The organism is Collinsella aerofaciens (genome assembly GCF_040926265.1).
GTDB lineage: Bacteria > Actinomycetota > Coriobacteriia > Coriobacteriales > Coriobacteriaceae > Collinsella > Collinsella aerofaciens_BB.
On the sequence record NZ_JBCOIL010000006.1, the window covers coordinates 65,740 to 81,389 of the forward strand.

The 15,650-nt window shown below is 56.1% G+C and carries 12 protein-coding genes; 8 read left to right on the forward strand and 4 right to left on the reverse strand.

Features of this window, described 5'->3' with window-relative positions:
• Positions 1 to 236: 236 nt before the first annotated feature.
• Both AB5767_RS03025 and AB5767_RS03030 read left to right on the forward strand, forming a co-directional pair.
• Positions 237 to 3,491, forward strand: a complete 3,255-nt coding sequence (locus tag AB5767_RS03025; protein ID WP_368131507.1) for an ABC transporter ATP-binding protein/permease — start codon at positions 237 to 239, stop codon at positions 3,489 to 3,491.
• Between the two features lie 175 nt (positions 3,492 to 3,666).
• On the forward strand, positions 3,667 to 4,947 hold the full coding sequence (locus AB5767_RS03030; RefSeq protein WP_117840391.1) for an MFS transporter: 1,281 nt from the start codon (positions 3,667 to 3,669) through the stop codon (positions 4,945 to 4,947).
• A gap of 137 nt (positions 4,948 to 5,084) precedes the next feature.
• Here AB5767_RS03030 and AB5767_RS03040 read toward each other — a convergent pair whose 3' ends face one another.
• Entirely contained in the window at positions 5,085 to 5,648 is a 564-nt protein-coding gene (locus AB5767_RS03040; RefSeq protein WP_022094929.1) for a TetR/AcrR family transcriptional regulator, read from the reverse strand.
• 239 nt (positions 5,649 to 5,887) lie between these two features.
• Between AB5767_RS03040 and AB5767_RS03045 the strand changes: the two genes are divergently transcribed.
• The 4 genes from AB5767_RS03045 to AB5767_RS03060 all read left to right on the forward strand — a co-directional run bounded on the left by AB5767_RS03045 (position 5,888) and on the right by AB5767_RS03060 (position 10,993).
• Positions 5,888 to 7,126 (forward strand): agmatine deiminase family protein, encoded by a 1,239-nt coding sequence (locus tag AB5767_RS03045; protein WP_368131508.1) that lies wholly within the window; start codon positions 5,888 to 5,890, stop codon positions 7,124 to 7,126.
• 123 nt (positions 7,127 to 7,249) lie between these two features.
• Positions 7,250 to 8,314, forward strand: a complete 1,065-nt coding sequence (locus AB5767_RS03050) for an ornithine carbamoyltransferase (RefSeq protein WP_006234575.1) — start codon at positions 7,250 to 7,252, stop codon at positions 8,312 to 8,314.
• A gap of 11 nt (positions 8,315 to 8,325) precedes the next feature.
• Complete coding sequence (locus AB5767_RS03055) at positions 8,326 to 9,591, forward strand: MFS transporter (protein ID WP_368131509.1); 1,266 nt, start codon at positions 8,326 to 8,328, stop codon at positions 9,589 to 9,591.
• Positions 9,592 to 10,039: 448 nt separating this feature from the next.
• Positions 10,040 to 10,993: a tRNA dihydrouridine synthase gene (locus tag AB5767_RS03060; RefSeq protein WP_117840389.1), complete on the forward strand. Its 954-nt coding sequence runs from the start codon at positions 10,040 to 10,042 to the stop codon at positions 10,991 to 10,993.
• A 151-nt stretch (positions 10,994 to 11,144) separates the two neighbouring features.
• Here AB5767_RS03060 and AB5767_RS03065 read toward each other — a convergent pair whose 3' ends face one another.
• The 3 genes from AB5767_RS03065 to AB5767_RS03075 form a co-directional block, all read right to left on the reverse strand.
• Positions 11,145 to 11,411 carry a ribbon-helix-helix protein, CopG family gene (locus AB5767_RS03065; RefSeq protein ID WP_368131511.1) on the reverse strand — a complete coding sequence of 89 codons (267 nt, stop codon included), beginning with the start codon at positions 11,409 to 11,411 and terminating at the stop codon, positions 11,145 to 11,147.
• 833 nt (positions 11,412 to 12,244) lie between these two features.
• Complete coding sequence (locus AB5767_RS03070) at positions 12,245 to 12,490, reverse strand: glutaredoxin family protein (protein WP_368131513.1); 246 nt, start codon at positions 12,488 to 12,490, stop codon at positions 12,245 to 12,247.
• A 51-nt stretch (positions 12,491 to 12,541) separates the two neighbouring features.
• Positions 12,542 to 13,369, reverse strand: coding sequence for a TipAS antibiotic-recognition domain-containing protein (locus tag AB5767_RS03075; RefSeq protein WP_195443757.1), 828 nt, complete (start codon positions 13,367 to 13,369; stop codon positions 12,542 to 12,544).
• Positions 13,370 to 13,510: 141 nt separating this feature from the next.
• Between AB5767_RS03075 and tsaA the strand changes: the two genes are divergently transcribed.
• The gene (tsaA, locus tag AB5767_RS03080) at positions 13,511 to 14,248 is read left to right on the forward strand and encodes a tRNA (N6-threonylcarbamoyladenosine(37)-N6)-methyltransferase TrmO (RefSeq protein ID WP_368131514.1); all 738 of its coding nucleotides are present in this window, start codon (positions 13,511 to 13,513) and stop codon (positions 14,246 to 14,248) included.
• A gap of 112 nt (positions 14,249 to 14,360) precedes the next feature.
• Positions 14,361 to 15,575 (forward strand): MalY/PatB family protein, encoded by a 1,215-nt coding sequence (locus AB5767_RS03085; RefSeq protein WP_368131515.1) that lies wholly within the window; start codon positions 14,361 to 14,363, stop codon positions 15,573 to 15,575.
• Positions 15,576 to 15,650: the final 75 nt, after the last annotated feature.

Here is a 15,650-nt window from a genome sequence, read left to right on the forward strand (position 1 = left end):
CGAGGATCGTGCGCCGCTGTGCGAAGTAGTCCGCTACCTTTCAAGATAAGCTCCACCATATAGAGGTCCCGCTCGGGACCTCTTCTTTTGGGTGCCATCCCGTTCGTTTTTTGGCGCCGTTCGTTACATTCCTCACTGGCTCCGACAAAAAATGGGGATAGAGTAGGACAAACGCGTCGAATACGAACGGCGGGGAAGAGCGGGCAAGTGCGCCCGCGTGGGAGAGGTTGCCGTCCATGCTGGAGCTCAAAGGTATTTGCAAAAGGTACGTCACGCAGTCGTTTACGCAGGTGGCGCTCGACAGCGTGAGCCTGGCTTTTCGCGATAACGAGTTCGTGGCCATTCTGGGACCTTCGGGGTCGGGTAAAACTACGATGCTCAACGTTATCGGCGGACTGGACCACTTTGATTCTGGTGACTTGCTGATCGACGGCATCTCGACCAAGGACTTTCGCGATCGCGATTGGGATGCCTATCGCAACAACCGCATCGGCTTTGTTTTCCAGAGCTATAACCTCATTCCGCATCAGACCATTTTGGAAAACGTGGAGCTGGCGCTCACGCTCACGGGCGTGGGGCATGCCGAGCGCCGCCAGCGTGCGCGCGAGGCGTTGGAGAAAGTCGGCCTGGGGGAGCACGTTAACAAGCGTCCGAGCCAGCTTTCGGGCGGACAGATGCAGCGCGTGGCCATCGCCCGCGCCCTGATCAACGATCCCGAAATCGTGCTGGCAGACGAGCCGACCGGCGCCCTGGACTCAACGACATCCGTGCAGGTCATGGATTTGCTCAAGGACGTGGCGCGCGACCGTCTGGTTATTATGGTCACGCACAATCCCGAGCTGGCGTACCAGTACGCCACACGCATCGTCAACCTGGCGGACGGCAAGATCACCGACGATTCCGACCCCTTTGATGTTGCCAAGGCCGCGCGTCGCGAGGCTAAGCCTACGCGCAAAACCTCGATGAGCTTTGTGACGGCGCTGGGGCTTTCTGCCCGAAACCTCATGACCAAGAAGGGTCGCACGGCCATGACGGCCTTTGCGGGCTCGATTGGCATTATCGGTATCGCGGCGATTCTGGCGCTGTCCAATGGCGTAAACGGCTACATCAAAAAGGTCGAGGAGGATACGCTCTCGAGCTACCCGCTCACCATTTCCAAGCAGGATTACGACCTGTCGTCCATGATGGGCGGACAGGGGGCCGCGGATGATGGCTCGTCTGAAAACGTGGATTCGTCCGACGACAGTGCCGGCGGCAAGGCTAAGGGAACCGATAAAATTCCCGTGGTTACGGCCGTAAAGGATATGTTTGCAAGTGTTAAGTCCAACGACATGACGAGCTTTAAGGCATGGCTCGATGCCGGTGGCGACGGTATCGACAAAGAGGTCAACGCCATCCAGTACGGCTACGGCGTGACGCCGGTTGTCTATCGTGCGGGTAAGGGTGACGAGAAGCCCGTCCGGCTTGTTCCCAACGCTATGACCGAGACAATGAGCGGAGGCGCGAGCTCGGCGGCAACGGTGAGCATGGAATCCATGGGAACCTCGGTCTTTAACGAGATGATCGACGACCAGAGCCTGCTCGACAGCCAGTACGATGTCGTGGCGGGGCATTGGCCTACGTCTGCTAACGAAGCCGTGATGGTGCTTTCGAGCCGTGGCACGGTGGGCGACTACACGCTCTACAGCATCGGTGCGCTGGATATCAATGAGCTCAACGATCTGGTAAACAGCGCTATGACGGCTGACGGTGGGGTCGAAACGCCCGAGACCGGCACCGACTTTACCTACGACGATGCGCTGTCTACCACGTTTAAGGTGCTGTCGCCGGCTGATGCGTATCGCAAAAACGAAGAGACTGGCATGTGGACTGACATGTCTGACGATGCCGACTTTATGACGGCCAAGGTTGCCGACGGTATTGACGTGCGCATTGTGGGCGTGGTGCGACCTAACGAGACGGCCAACGCGAGCGCATTGACCCCGGGCATTGCCTATACGCATGCACTGACTCGTCAGCTTATGGAACGCGCCGCAAATTCGCAGATTGTGCAGGAGCAGCTTGCTCACCCCGAGATGGATGTCTTTACGGGCAAAACCTTCGACGAACTGCAAGGCGAGGCCAAACAAGGCGTGGATCTGAGCAGCATGTTCAGCGTGGACGAGGCGGCGCTCAAGAGCGCGTTCTCGTTTGATGCGTCTGCACTCTCGGGTGCGGCCGGCGGTATGGACCTTTCTGGCATCGATCTGTCGGGGCTGGACATTGACCTTTCGGGCGTTGGCAAGGACATCGACTTCAGCGACATCATGGCAAAAGCGCCAACCCCAGATTTCTCGGGTATCTTTGACGGTCTGGAACTCACGCCCGAGCAAATGCAGCAGGTGGGAGCACTAGCCAACCAGCTGTTTGAGGGCTTTTTGCAGTCTGATCAGTTTAAGGCGCTGTCGCCCGAAGATCTTAAAGACGCGTCAAAGCTCGCTGCCGCATTCTCGACGTATCTTGAGCATGATGCCGCAGCCCAGCAATGCCTGGCTCAATTGAAGGCGCTCGGCGGCGATGCCCTGGCTGAGCGCCTGCAACAGGCGATGACCGACTATGTGCAAAAGCAGCTGGCTCCGTATCTGCAGCAGGCTATGGATCAGGTGATGAAGGCAATCAGCGAGCAGATAGCGTCGACGGTATCGTCCCAGCTCAAGGCGGGCGCAGCGGGGCTTATGGACCAGATGGCGACGCAGATGTCTTCGAGTTTTGCCAACCTGACGAGCGCCATGCACGTGGATGCGAGCGCCTTTGCTCGTGCCATCCATTTCAACATGGACGCCGAGGACCTGAGTTCGCTCATGATGAGCTATGCCAAGGCTTCGAAGCTCACCTACGACAACAATCTGACCACGTTGGGCTATGCGGATGAGGCAGACCCCATCTCGGTTAAGATTTTCCCGCGCGACTTTGAGGCCAAGGAGCGCGTACTCGATCACATCGATGCGTACAACAAGCAGGTCAAAGCCGCTGGCCACGATGATCGGGCAATTTCGTACACCGACTACATGGGCATCATCATGGGCTCGGTGACCGACATCGTGAACACCATCAGCTTGGTGCTCATCGCATTCGTGAGTATCAGCCTGGTGGTGAGCTCCATCATGATCGGCATCATCACCTACATCAGCGTATTGGAGCGCAAGAAGGAGATCGGCATCCTACGCGCAATCGGTGCGTCGAAGCGCAACGTGGCCAACGTATTCAATGCCGAGACCTTTATCGAGGGCCTCATCGCCGGCGTCTTTGCCATTGTCGTCGTGGTGCTCGTGAGTTTCCCGGTCAATGCCTGGGCGCTTGCGGCCAAAAAGGTCCCCAACCTGATGAGTCTGCCCGTGCAGGATGCGCTGGTGCTCATTGCAATTTCGGTGCTGCTGACGGTTGTTGCCGGCCTGCTGCCGGCCCGTAGCGCATCCAAGAAGGACCCCGTCGAAGCCCTGCGCTCCGAATAATGTGGCAAAGGGACAGTCCCTTTGTCACATTGAGACCCTTGCGAAAACGGGGTCTAATTACCGTTCGGCAGGTTAAGAACTCCCTCTCCCCGCTTAATGCTTGACGAAGAGTCCTCTGGTTTATATACCTATCGGTAGGCATATAGGATGTATTGCCGATAGAAATGGAGCAACCATGACTCTCACCACACCAGCCAAAAAAGATTGTCTCCGTGAAAGCGGCGCATTTGCTTGGGTCGTCGTTATTGCGCTCGGCTTAATGTCCGCCGGAACAACTGGCACATATAGCATTATTGCCGGCTCATTCGTTGCTCCAGTATGTGAAGATCTGGGCTTTGACTACACTTCTTTTTCTTTCTATTTCACCGCGATTCTTCTTGGCCTTGCGCTTGGGCTTCCGCTTTTGAGTCGCTTCATTCCAAAAGTAATCGGCAAACCATGGCATATTTGCATTGAACTCGTCCTTATTGCCGCCGGCGCCGCAATGGCGTTCTACACCGAGGTCTGGATGTTCACCGTCTCCGCCGCAGTGATCGGCATCTGCTTTTCGTTTACAACGGGCGTCTGCATGTCCGATGTCATTGACCAATGGTTCAGCAAATCGTCCGGTCTCGCCATCGGCCTCGCTTGGGGCGTTAATTCTCTCTGCACGCTGTTATTGAGTCCTGTCATTACGCTGGTCATCGAGCAGCAAGGCTGGCGTACGGGATACATCGTGCTTGCGGCCGTTTCTGCAGCTATGATTTTGCCTGCAAGCGCATTTATCATTCGCCTTAACCCCTCTGATCGCAATATGCTTCCGTACGGAGAGACCGCCTCCGAAACCCATGAGAGCTGCAGCGCCGATGAGCAGGAAGATGTCCTTTCGGGCATGGCACTCCGCGATGCCGCGAAAACGCCGTCTTTTATTCTCTGTGTCCTCTTGCTTTGCGTGGCGCAGCTCACCTGCTGCATGAACCAGCTGTTTCCAACCTATGCAAGCGAGGTCGGTTTCAATCCTATCGTAGGAAGCTTAATGGTCTCGGCAGCTTCACTCTCCGATATCTTCCTAAATCCCTTCGTGGGCAAAACATGCGACAAGCTTGGCGCTATTAAAGCAACGGTCGCATGGACAGGTGTCAGCATTCTTTCATTCCTGCTTCTTATCATTGGCGGAAGCAATGAGACCGTTTCCATCATTGCAGCTGGTGTAAACGATGTCATGTTCGCCATCGTTGGAACCGCAATGCCGATGCTTCTCCTCTCGCTCTTTGGATCACGCGATTTTGGAAGGATCTATTCGATCGTTTGCTCAGCGGGCTATGTCGTCGGTGCTTTTGGAATGCCGGTCATGATGAAGGTTTACGGCATGGCAGGGTCATTCCAGGGAGTATTTATCTTCTGCATTGCCTGCAACCTTATGATTGCTGCGTTTGCTATCGTTTCCGGCTTTCTCAATAAGGCTGCTGAAAAGTAATAAGCGCCGATTGCACCGGCATAGATTGCCACGCAACAGGGGTCGACTCCAAGCCAGATTGGAGTCGACCCCTGTTTTCGTTTTAAAGGTTGCCCGCAGGCACCATGGGCGCCAACATGCGCTTCAGCTTGGCTGGTCTATTTGAACATAAGCTCGACTATTCCCGCCCAAACCGCTTTCTCATCAATATCCTCACCTTGAGCGACCGTATTGCTTGCTCCCTCCAGAACGGTATAAAGAATTTGTACGTAGAGCATTACGTCGGCGCTATCGGAAAACGCGCCAATCTCTACACCATGAAGAAGGATGTCTTTAAGCGCATCCATGGTTCGTTTGGTCGCCGTCGCTTGACGTTCCTGAACTGCAGGAATTCGATTTGCTTGAACGCTAACCTCGGCCAGCACGCGCCGGCGCTTTTCATCGCTTCGATAGCCACCTATAACTGAATTGCCGAGCTCGATAAGCGCGGCCTTGAACCCGTCCCTATCGACTATTAGCGAGTAGTCGCGCTGATAGTCAATGGTCGGAAACATGCTGTCCAAGAGCGTAGTGAAAATCTCCTCTTTTGAGGGAAAGTAGTAGTACACCGACGGCTTGGATATACCGACAAAGTCGCAAATCTTTCCGATAGACGCTTTGTCATAACCGACTTCTGCCACAAGATCGTACATTGCGTCCAATATTTTTTTTCTTGTGCTCACGCTGCATTTCTCCATTGCAAATCACTTCCGCACTACCAACATTATTAAGGATGGCAACGGAACATCAATTCGTGTCCAAACATGACCACTATATACGGCGAACGGTATGTATCAGTAGGCGAGCGGCAATTATTCAAAATTATCTACCGAACGGTAGGTATAGTAGTACTATAGCAGGTGAAACCCCGCTATTGTCGCGGCCGGACAGCATCGCGGGAAACCCGACGGAAGGACCAACCATGTACGAGAACTATCGTATGCCGGGCGAGTTCGAGAAGCGCTCCAACGTCTATGTGACATGGCTTCCCGATTACATCCGTGCAGAGGGCTACGATAACCGCCAGCCCTGCGTTGACGTGATCAAGGCTCTGCTCGAGTATGGCGACGTTACGGTCAACCTCAATTGCGGCACCCCCGGCTCCTATGAGGAGGCTTGCTCGCGCCTGAAGGAGGAGGGGGTTGATCTCGATCGCATCGAGATCACGCAGTTCGAAGACTCCAACTTCTATGTCCGCGACAACGGTCCCAGCATCATGGTCGACGCCAAGGGCCATTCTTATATGGTCAACCCCGCTTGGACCTATTACGGCGTGTGGGACAAGAACTCCCCGGAGTGCCAGTCCGCACGTAAGGCAGCCGTTCACATGGCGGTTGCGCTCGGTTGCTTCGATATCGTCAATTCCGAAATGGTTTCGGAGGGCGGCGACCGCGAGTTTGACGGTCACGGCACTCTGATCGCCATCGAGGACACGGAATGCCGCAAGCGTAATCCCGAGTTCACGAAAGAGGAAGTAGAGGCCGAGTATAAGCGCATCTACAACCTCAACAAGGTTATCTGGCTTCCGCAGCCTATGCTCGAGGACGACGACTATCGACTGGGCATCCTCGACGAGAAGGAAGACGGAACTCCCGTCTTTGGCATGAGCTTTGCAGCTCACATTGATGAGATGTGTCGCTTTATCACTCCGAACAAGATTCTTCTTGCCGAGGTGTCCGATGAAGAGGCAGCCTCGAGCAGGGCTGGAGCAGAGTCTCGTCGCCGCATTGAGGCAGCCTACGAGATCCTGAGCAACGAAACGGACTGGGAGGGCAAGCCCTTCGAGATTGTTCGTATGCCCACCGCCGAGCCTATTGAAGTCGTTATCGCCCCTGGCGATGAAGATTACGAGCTCTATAAGGGCTTCATCGACGAAATGGGCGGCAAGTTTATGGATGGCACCCCCTGGCCCGAGGGCCCCGTCCACTTCTACGCCGCAGCGAGCTACTGCAACTTCCTGATTTGCAACGGCGTCGTTCTTGGCCAGCGTTATTACCACGAGGGCATGAGCGAGGTCGTGAAAGAGAAGGATGAGCAGGCCAAGGCAGTTCTTGAGAGCTGCTTCCCCGATCGCAAGGTCATCATGATTGATTCCCTCGCGCTTAACCTGTCCGGCGGCGGCGTGCACTGCTGGACTAAGGACGTGGCGGCCAGTCGTTAGTGAGCCTTAGAGCCTGCGCTCTTTGGCTTAGGCGCCACATGTACCGCTCCCCGAGGGATATCCGTGTTTTCCTCGGGGACACATTCAACAATAATTTTGATAATAATTCGAAAGGAAATAGGCATGAACAACAGCCTCCGCGGTCGCGACTACATCAACATCCATGATCTCTCCTCCGAGGATTTCCGCTATCTCATAGATCTTGCCTGGAACCTTAAGGCTCAGAAGAAGTCTGGTGTCGACCAGCGCTACTTCCCCGGCAAAAACGTCCTCGCCAACTTTGAGTGGGGCTCGACCCGTACTCGTTGCGCATTCGAGACCTCCTGCAACGATTTGGGCATGGGCTTCACTTATCTGACCAACTCCCACATGGGTGACTGCGAGACCGTCAAGGACGCCATGCGCGTCTTTAACGGCATGTATGATCTCATCGTTTATCGCGCACAGAAGGACGAGCAGTTCCTCTATGACGTCGCCGACCTGGTTGACATCCCGGTCATCAATGCCCTTACTCTCGGCGATCACCCGACTCAGATGCTCGCTGACGCTCTTACGATGGAAGAGCAATGGGGCGGTTTGCGTACGAGCCGCGGCAAGAAGATGGCTTTCGTTGGCAACTGCGCCGGCGCCCCGGTGTGGTATGGCCGTCTGTGCGCTATGCTCGACATGGACTTCCTCGCCATCGGCCCCGACGACCTCCGTCATCAGATGTGCAAGGAAATGATCGAAGAGGTGGAGGCCTGCTACGCCAAGTACGCTCCCAATAGGACCTTTACCATCACCTCTGACCTCGATGCCCTGGATGGCGTTGACGTTATCGTTACCGAGGAGTGGCGCTACATCAACCCCGAGTGCGGCGAAGAGGTTCTGGATCCCGACGACTACAACTCCTGGCTGGGCGATGCCGAGTCTTTGTACCCCTATCGCGTCACCAGCGAGCTGTGCAAGCGCACCAACAATCCCGACATCTTCTGCATGCATGAGCTTCCCTCTGTCCATAACGCAGATCACCGTGTCGGCAAAATGCTCCTCGACCAGTGCAAGAACGACCTCCATCGCGAAATCATCACCGAGGGCTTTGAGATTGCCGACGAGTGCTTTGAGGCCAACGCTTCGGTCATCTTCCGTGAGGCAGAGAACCGTCAGCACACCATCAAGGCCGTTATGTGTGCCCTTCTGGGTCTCTAGGAGCTGTATCAATGGAAAATGCAAAGTTAAAGAGCAGCAAGGTTTACGCATGGGTTCTCGTAATCGCGCTCGGCCTTATGTCTGCCGGCACGACCGGATCCTATAGCGTCATCGCGGGCTCCTTCGTCGCACCCGTGTGCGAGGAGTTCGGGTTTGACTATTCCATCTTCTCGTATTACTTCACCGCAACGCTCATTGGTCTTGCGGCAGCTCTTCCGTTTGTCGGAAAACTCATTCCCAAGGTCGTTGGCAAGGTTTGGCTCCCCGTTGTCGAGCTTATTTTGCTTGCTGCCGGCGCAGGCATGGCCTTCTACACCGAAGTCTGGATGTTCATCGCCGCTGGCGCCCTGATTGGCGTTTGCTTCGCCTTCACCACCGGCGTCGCCATGTCCGACGTTATTGACCAGTGGTTCAAAAAATCTGGTGGCCTGGCAATCGGTCTCGCTTGGGCAGTGAACTCGATTTACATGCTCATCATGAGCCCCGTCATCACCTCTGTCATCGAGGCCGCTGGCTGGAGGACTGGCTATCTGGTGCTCGCTGGCGTCTCCGCCGTGCTCATTCTCCCCGCTTCCGTCCTGATTATTCGCTATAAGCCTCAGGACAAGGGCATGCTGCCCTATGGCTACGTCGAGGGCGAGACGGTCACCGAGACCGAGGAGACGACCGAGGATAGCACGCGTGGCGTTAGCTATGCGCGCGCCATTAAGTCGCCTGCCTTCTTCTTCTGCATCGGCTTCCTCTGTCTCGTTCAGCTCACTTGCTGCATGAACCAGCTCTTCCCGACGTATGCTTCCGAGGTTGGTTTTAGCCCCATGGTGGGCGGCTTCATGGTATCCGCTGCATCGCTCTTCGATCTGTTCCTCAATCCGATCGTCGGCACCACTTGCGATAGGTTCGGCAGCACGAAGGCCATTCTGGGCTGGCTCGCTGTCTCCATCCTCTCCTTTGTCATGCTCATGATGAGCAGCGGCAACTCGACGCTCAGCATCCTCGCAGCAGGCGTGAACGACGTAATGTACGTCATCGCTGGCACTGCCCTGACCGTTTTGGTTGTGGATGTCTTTGGCTCCCGCGATTTCGGTCGCATCTTCGCGCTGATCTGCTCCGTGGGCTATATCGTCGGCGCCTTTGGCATGCCCGTTATGATGAAGGTCTATGAGCTTGTCGGCTCCTTCCAGGGCGTCTTCATCTTCTGCATCGCATGCAACGTTATTATCGGCCTGTTCTTGCTGCTGGCAAAAAAGACTGGTAAGAACCTCTCCTGGGACGAATAGTTCGATTCGTCTTAGACATACGCTGTAGGGCTTAACCTGCAGCCGCTTTGGGGGCATCGACTAACATCGGTGCCCTTTTTCATCGAATGTGACAAAGGAGCAGCCACTTTGTCACATTGAGTGGCATGTAAATCGAGGTCTAATACTTTTCCGAGAAGTGAACGGCCATACTTGGACCTCCGAAGCATCGACATTTTTAGACGTCAAACCCGCAGGATTTGGCTGGCAAAACCGCAGGAAATTGCATCTCGAAAGTGCCGATGCTTCGGGGCCCGTTTTCACTCGTTCACTACTCGGGAAAAGTATTAAACCTCGTTGTATGGGGTGCGGCTGGAGGGTGGTCATCGTTCAGTAGCTACCTCTTCCTTGTGAATCGCCTGAAGCGCAAGGCATAATGCATGTGACAAAGGGACGGCCCCTTTGTTGTGTTGATATGAGAGAAGAGTAGATGATCCTTTCGCTGGCCCCTATGGAGGGGATTACCGGGCATGTGTTCCGTCGCGTGCATGCGGAGTGCTTCGGTGCGCTCGATTGCTATTACACGCCGTTTTTGCCGCCGCCGCGGGTGGGAAACCGCTTTGGCGGCAAGGCGTTTAAGGAGATCGATCCTGCCAATAACCAGGGGCTCAACGTGGTGCCTCAGCTGATGTCCAAGAACGCAGACGAGTTTGTGTGGGCGGCACAGGTGCTCGCCGACATGGGCTACCGCGAGGTCAATCTCAACCTGGGTTGCCCTTCGGGAACGGTTGTCGCCAAGGGCAAGGGCTCGGGTTTCTTGCGCAATCTCGACGAGCTCGAGGCGTTCTTAAGCGATGTGTGCGAGCGGTCGCCGTTGCCGGTGTCGGTAAAGACCAGGCTGGGGCTGGAGAATGACGACGAATACGAGCGCGTGCTCGATCTGTATTGCCGCATGCCGTTGGCAGAGCTGATCGTGCATCCGCGCGTACAGAAGGACCGCTATACGGGCTTGCCGCGCAAAGAGTTTTATGGCGAGACGCTGGAGCGTGCGCCGTTCCCCGTGGCCTATAACGGTGACATTTTTGATCTTGAGGATATGGACGCGCTGGTGGAGGCCTATCCCGGCACGCGCCATGTGATGTTGGGGCGTGGCCTGCTCGCGAACCCCGCTCTGGCTCGCATGGTCAAGGGCGGCCCTGCTGCAACGGCTGCTGAGCTGCAGCGCTTCCACGACACGCTGTTTGCGGCATATGCAGAAGAGATTGGCGGCAATGCGGTCTTCCGCATGAAGGAGTGGTGGTTCTACGCCAAGTGCGCTTTCGCTGATCCCGCTACCGTCCACAAGATCGTACGCAAGACCAAAAAGGTCGACGAATACCGCGCTGCCGTCGAGCGCGTCTTTCGTGAACAGCCGCTTGCACCCACAGCTCGCTTCCACGGCTAACTAGTCATCGGGGGCGTTCTTTAACGACTGGTCATTTAAGGACGTCCCCAACGACTATGTAGCAAAAACATGTACACCAGCATCCAAAGATGTCGAAAAATGTCGACTTTGGATGCTGGTGTACATGTTTGGGTCCGACGGGGGAGCGGGCCTAGGCAATCAGTGCATCAAGTGTAATGAGCTCTCTGAGCCGCTCCGTGCGTGTTTGCCCATGGCGTTTGGCTTTTTCGTCAAACGCCTCAAGAATCGATTCGCCCACACGTGCTGATATAACGACGCTCGGCTCATCGGAGATTGGTGGCCTTCCCAACTTGATGGTGTGACCTTTCGGCCACTCATCTTTTTCGTAGGCTTCCGCGGTTTTCTTCAACTCTCCGGGAGCAAACCCCATCATCTTTTCGAGCTGCTTAGCATCCATGGCGCCTCCTATCGATCGACATAATGTCGAGCGCCGGTTCTCGGATTCTCTTTTTGTATACAATTTTGTAGACAAAAATACAAGCAGTTCATCGGGCTAATTAGCTTGTTTTGACCTGCCTGTTCGATAGGAAATGAGCATTGACGGCTTCGATACTCCTTTGCTTTTCAGCTTGGAATTTGGATGCTCATTGAACTTCCGGAGGGGAGCCCTTTATTAAGCTATTGAGATTCTGGGCAGGAGCTCTCACTGGTCTTCGGTAATGGGGCCAGCTTAATTCGCGACACAGTGTGTCGCGAATGGGAGTAGTCGTTAGGTGTCCTTCAATGGCTACTCATATAAGAACGTTCAAGTGTCGGATTTTGTCATTTAGTGTCGCTCTCAGCGACTATTCTGGAGGGTCGTGGTCAAAAAAGGGCAAATATGAGTACTGTTGCCATTATGGTTGCATTTATTTGCTATAAATTGTAGCTCCTGATGAGATTTGTTCCCATTAAGAGCTACTTTTATTGAACATATGAGGAGAAATAACGTCGTCTGCGGACGAGTGGAACGTTGAATAGTTCCTGAAGTGATCAAAATCGCTGCTACTAAACAGGTAGCAGTACTCATATTTGCCCTTTTTTGACCACAGCCCTCTCGGAAACCTTTCCAGAGGCGTCAAACAGCCATAATCCAAAGGTCTCCTCAAACAATTAGCCGGCCAAGAGCGTCCATGACTACCAAAAAGCTGTACGCCAGCATCCAAAGATGTCGAAAAATGTCGACTTTGGATGCTGGTGTACATGTTTGGGTCGTATGGGTTGGGGCCCTGGACGGACAGAGCGTGCGTACTAGAGCAGGTTTTCCTGCACCCACGCGATGATGTCGCTCGATTCGTAGAGTGGTTTGCCGTCGATGAACAGGCAGGGAACCTGGCGTTTTCCGCCGATGGAGATGAGTGTCTGTTCGGCATCGGAATCGGTCGAGATATTGCGCTCGGGAATGGTCACGCCGTTATCGGCCAAAAAGTGCTTGACCTTTATGCAATACGGGCAGCCGGTCATAACGTACAGCTCGAGCTCATGATCAGTAGCCATAGGTCTCCAATCGGTTGAGGTTTTGATTGAAATACCCAAAGCCGCCGCGGTCTATGCGCGCGTCAACGACGACTCGATGGCCTGTACCAGAAACGCCGTGGCTCCGGTGCCGCAGGGCTTGTCGTAGTAGTCGATAAAGCGCTGATCGGCAAGATAGCCGTGGGCGAGGCCCAGGTGTGCTTCGTCCTGGGGTTCGCGTCCCCAGTTGAGACCAATCCAACGACGATGCATCGCGACAAGCTTGCGAGCCTCGCTTCCATCTGCATCGCCGTCGCCCATGGCAATCGAGAGCTGACCCAGAATAGCGCGTTCAAGTTCCTTCATGTCGTTCCATGTCTCGGGGTCCATGTCCAGCAGCGCTTCGTTTGCCGCATCGATAGCCTCATCGCCATAGCGCGCCCGGGCTTCGGCACCGTGGCGCTCCTCGTTTTCCTGCACGGTGCGCCAGCGCTCCAGTTGCGGCAGGACGGCGCCCATGAGCGAGACGGCTTCGTCGAGCGACATGCCGGTGTTTTGCGCCAGCCGCGGGGCACAATCCTCAATCATCGCCTCCATGGTGGTGTCGTAGGTGTACTTGCCGTGGTCGTAGCACCACTTGCAGTAATGGTCGGTCGTGGCGCCCGTGGCGTCGGTGCCGCAGTCGTCGGGCGTGAGTATCATGCCGCAGCTCTGGCAATAATGCTCGGGCATTTCGAGCAGGTGGGGCAGCGGCTCTCCGGTTACGGCGGCAATGAGCTTCATCATGTCGATACCCGGGGTGACTTCGCCGCGCTCCCAACGGCTGACGGCTTGGCGTGTGACGAAGAGCTTGGTGGCGAGCTGCTCCTGGGTAAGGTGATGGGCGCGACGGACAGCGATGAGCTTTTCTGCAAAGGCCATAGCGGCTCCTTTCTGCTGGTTGGCGGCTTAAGCATACGTGGCAGCAGGTGCCCTTCCAAGCAACCGTTGGTTGCACGACGGGGGACCGCGGCGAAGAATTGCGCGCAACGCCCCACACCTTCATGCCGTACAATGGCCGGCATGGAACCTATTGCACACATACATACCGATCTGCCGCAGAAGTTCGGCATTCCGCGCAACAGCTTTTTGGCGCCTCATCTACAGGGACGAATCGTCTTTGAGCCGGAATTTGCCTCCAACGCGGCGGTTGAGGGTCTGGACTCCTTCTCTCACCTATGGCTGCTGTGGCGCTTCGAAAACGGAACGCCCGGCGGCACGGCTAAGGACATAGCCGCCGATGCCAAGACGCGGGACAGGTCCGGAACCAACGCAAAATGGTCGAAGACCGTGCGTCCGCCGCGCCTGGGTGGAGCCGAGCGCGTGGGCGTGCTTGCCACGCGCAGTCCGTTTCGCCCTAATCCCATCGGTCTCACCTGCGTTAAGCTCGACCGCGTGGAGCTTACCGACGACGGCCCCATCATCCATGTGCTGGGAGCAGATCTGCGCGACGGCACGCCCATCTACGATATCAAACCCTACATTCCGTTTGCGGACTGTCACCCGGATGCGACCGGCGGCTGGATTGAGGATGCTCCGTGGCAAGAGCTCGATGTTGAGTTTCCGCAAGCGCTACAGGATATGGTCCCGCCCGCAAAGCTCCCCGGCTTGGTCGAAGTCCTTCGCCAAGACCCACGCCGCGCAGGCAGCAAGCACGAGCCAAACCGCATTTACCACTTGGCTTACGCCGGGCTCGACATATCGTTTACGGTCGATGAAACCCAGCTAACCGTAGTCGCCGTCAACGACGCGCGAGACTAACCAGCCAGTCGCCCGCACCCGTCAAATTAAGCGCCAAACCCCGCGCCAAAACCGCCCGTGCTGGTGGACAATAACGCCTACCAAAATAGTCCGCTTTGCATGGGAGCTCAGCATGAAATACGACTTTAGCTCGCTTATCGACCGCCACGGCATGGATGCCATCGCCGTTGACTCTTGGGGCGAGATCCCCGGTATGGCTCCGAACGCACCCGACGAGGGCTTCGACCGCATTTCCATGTGGGTGGCCGACATGAACTTCGCCACGGTGCCCACGGTTCAGGAGTACATCATCAAGCGCGCTCAGCACCCCATGTTTGGCTACTTCAATCCGCGTCCCGAGTACTTCGACCGCATCATCGAATGGCAGAGCCGTCGCAACGGCGTTGAGGACTTGGCGCCGGAGCATATCGGCTACGAAAACGGCGTGCTGGGCGGTGTCGTGTCGACGCTACGCGCGTATGTCCAGCCAGGCGATGCGGTGCTGGTCCACAGCCCTACCTACATCGGCTTTACCAAGTCCATCGAGGCCGCGGGCTATCGTATTGTCCACAGCCCGCTTAAGCTCGACGACCAGGGCGTGTGGCGCATGGACTTTGAGGACATGGAGCGCAAACTCGCCCAAAACCACATCCATGCCGCGGTGTTCTGCTCGCCGCACAATCCCTGCGGGCGCGTATGGGAGCGCGACGAGATAGAGCGCGCCATGGACATCTATCGCCAGCACGATTGCGTGGTGATCTCGGACGAGATTTGGTCCGATATCATCCTGCCGGGTCACAAGCATATCCCGACGCAGTCGGTGAGCGAGGATGCCCGCATGCGCACGGTTGCCCTCTATGCGCCCAGCAAGACGTTCAACCTGGCGGGCCTGGTCGGCAGCTACCACATCATCTATAACGAGACGCTGCGCGACCGCGTGTGCGCCGTGTCCGACAAGACCCACTACAACGAGATGAACGTCCTCTCTATGCATGCGCTTATCGGTGCCTACCAGCCGCAGGGCTACGAGTGGGTGGACGAGCTCAACCAGGTGCTTGCCGGCAATATCGAGTACTTCTGCAATTACGTGGACGAGCATTTTGAGGGCGTGTCCTATTCGCGTCCGCAGGGCACGTACATGGTGTTTCTGGACTGCACCGAGTGGTGCCGCGAGCATGGCCGCGATATTCAGTGGCTGCTCGACGAGGGGGCGCGCGTAGGCGTGGGATATCAGGACGGCCGCCCGTTCCACGGGCCCTGCCACATTCGCGTGAATCTGGCACTGCCGCTTTCGCGCGTAAGGGAAGCGTGCGACCGCCTGGACCGCTACGTTTTTAATGCACGGTAAGCGTGCGCTGCATGCGGGGTCTTCTGCCAAGTCGGCCGGAAGGCCCCGCATGGTAAAACGTCTGTAACCATTGGG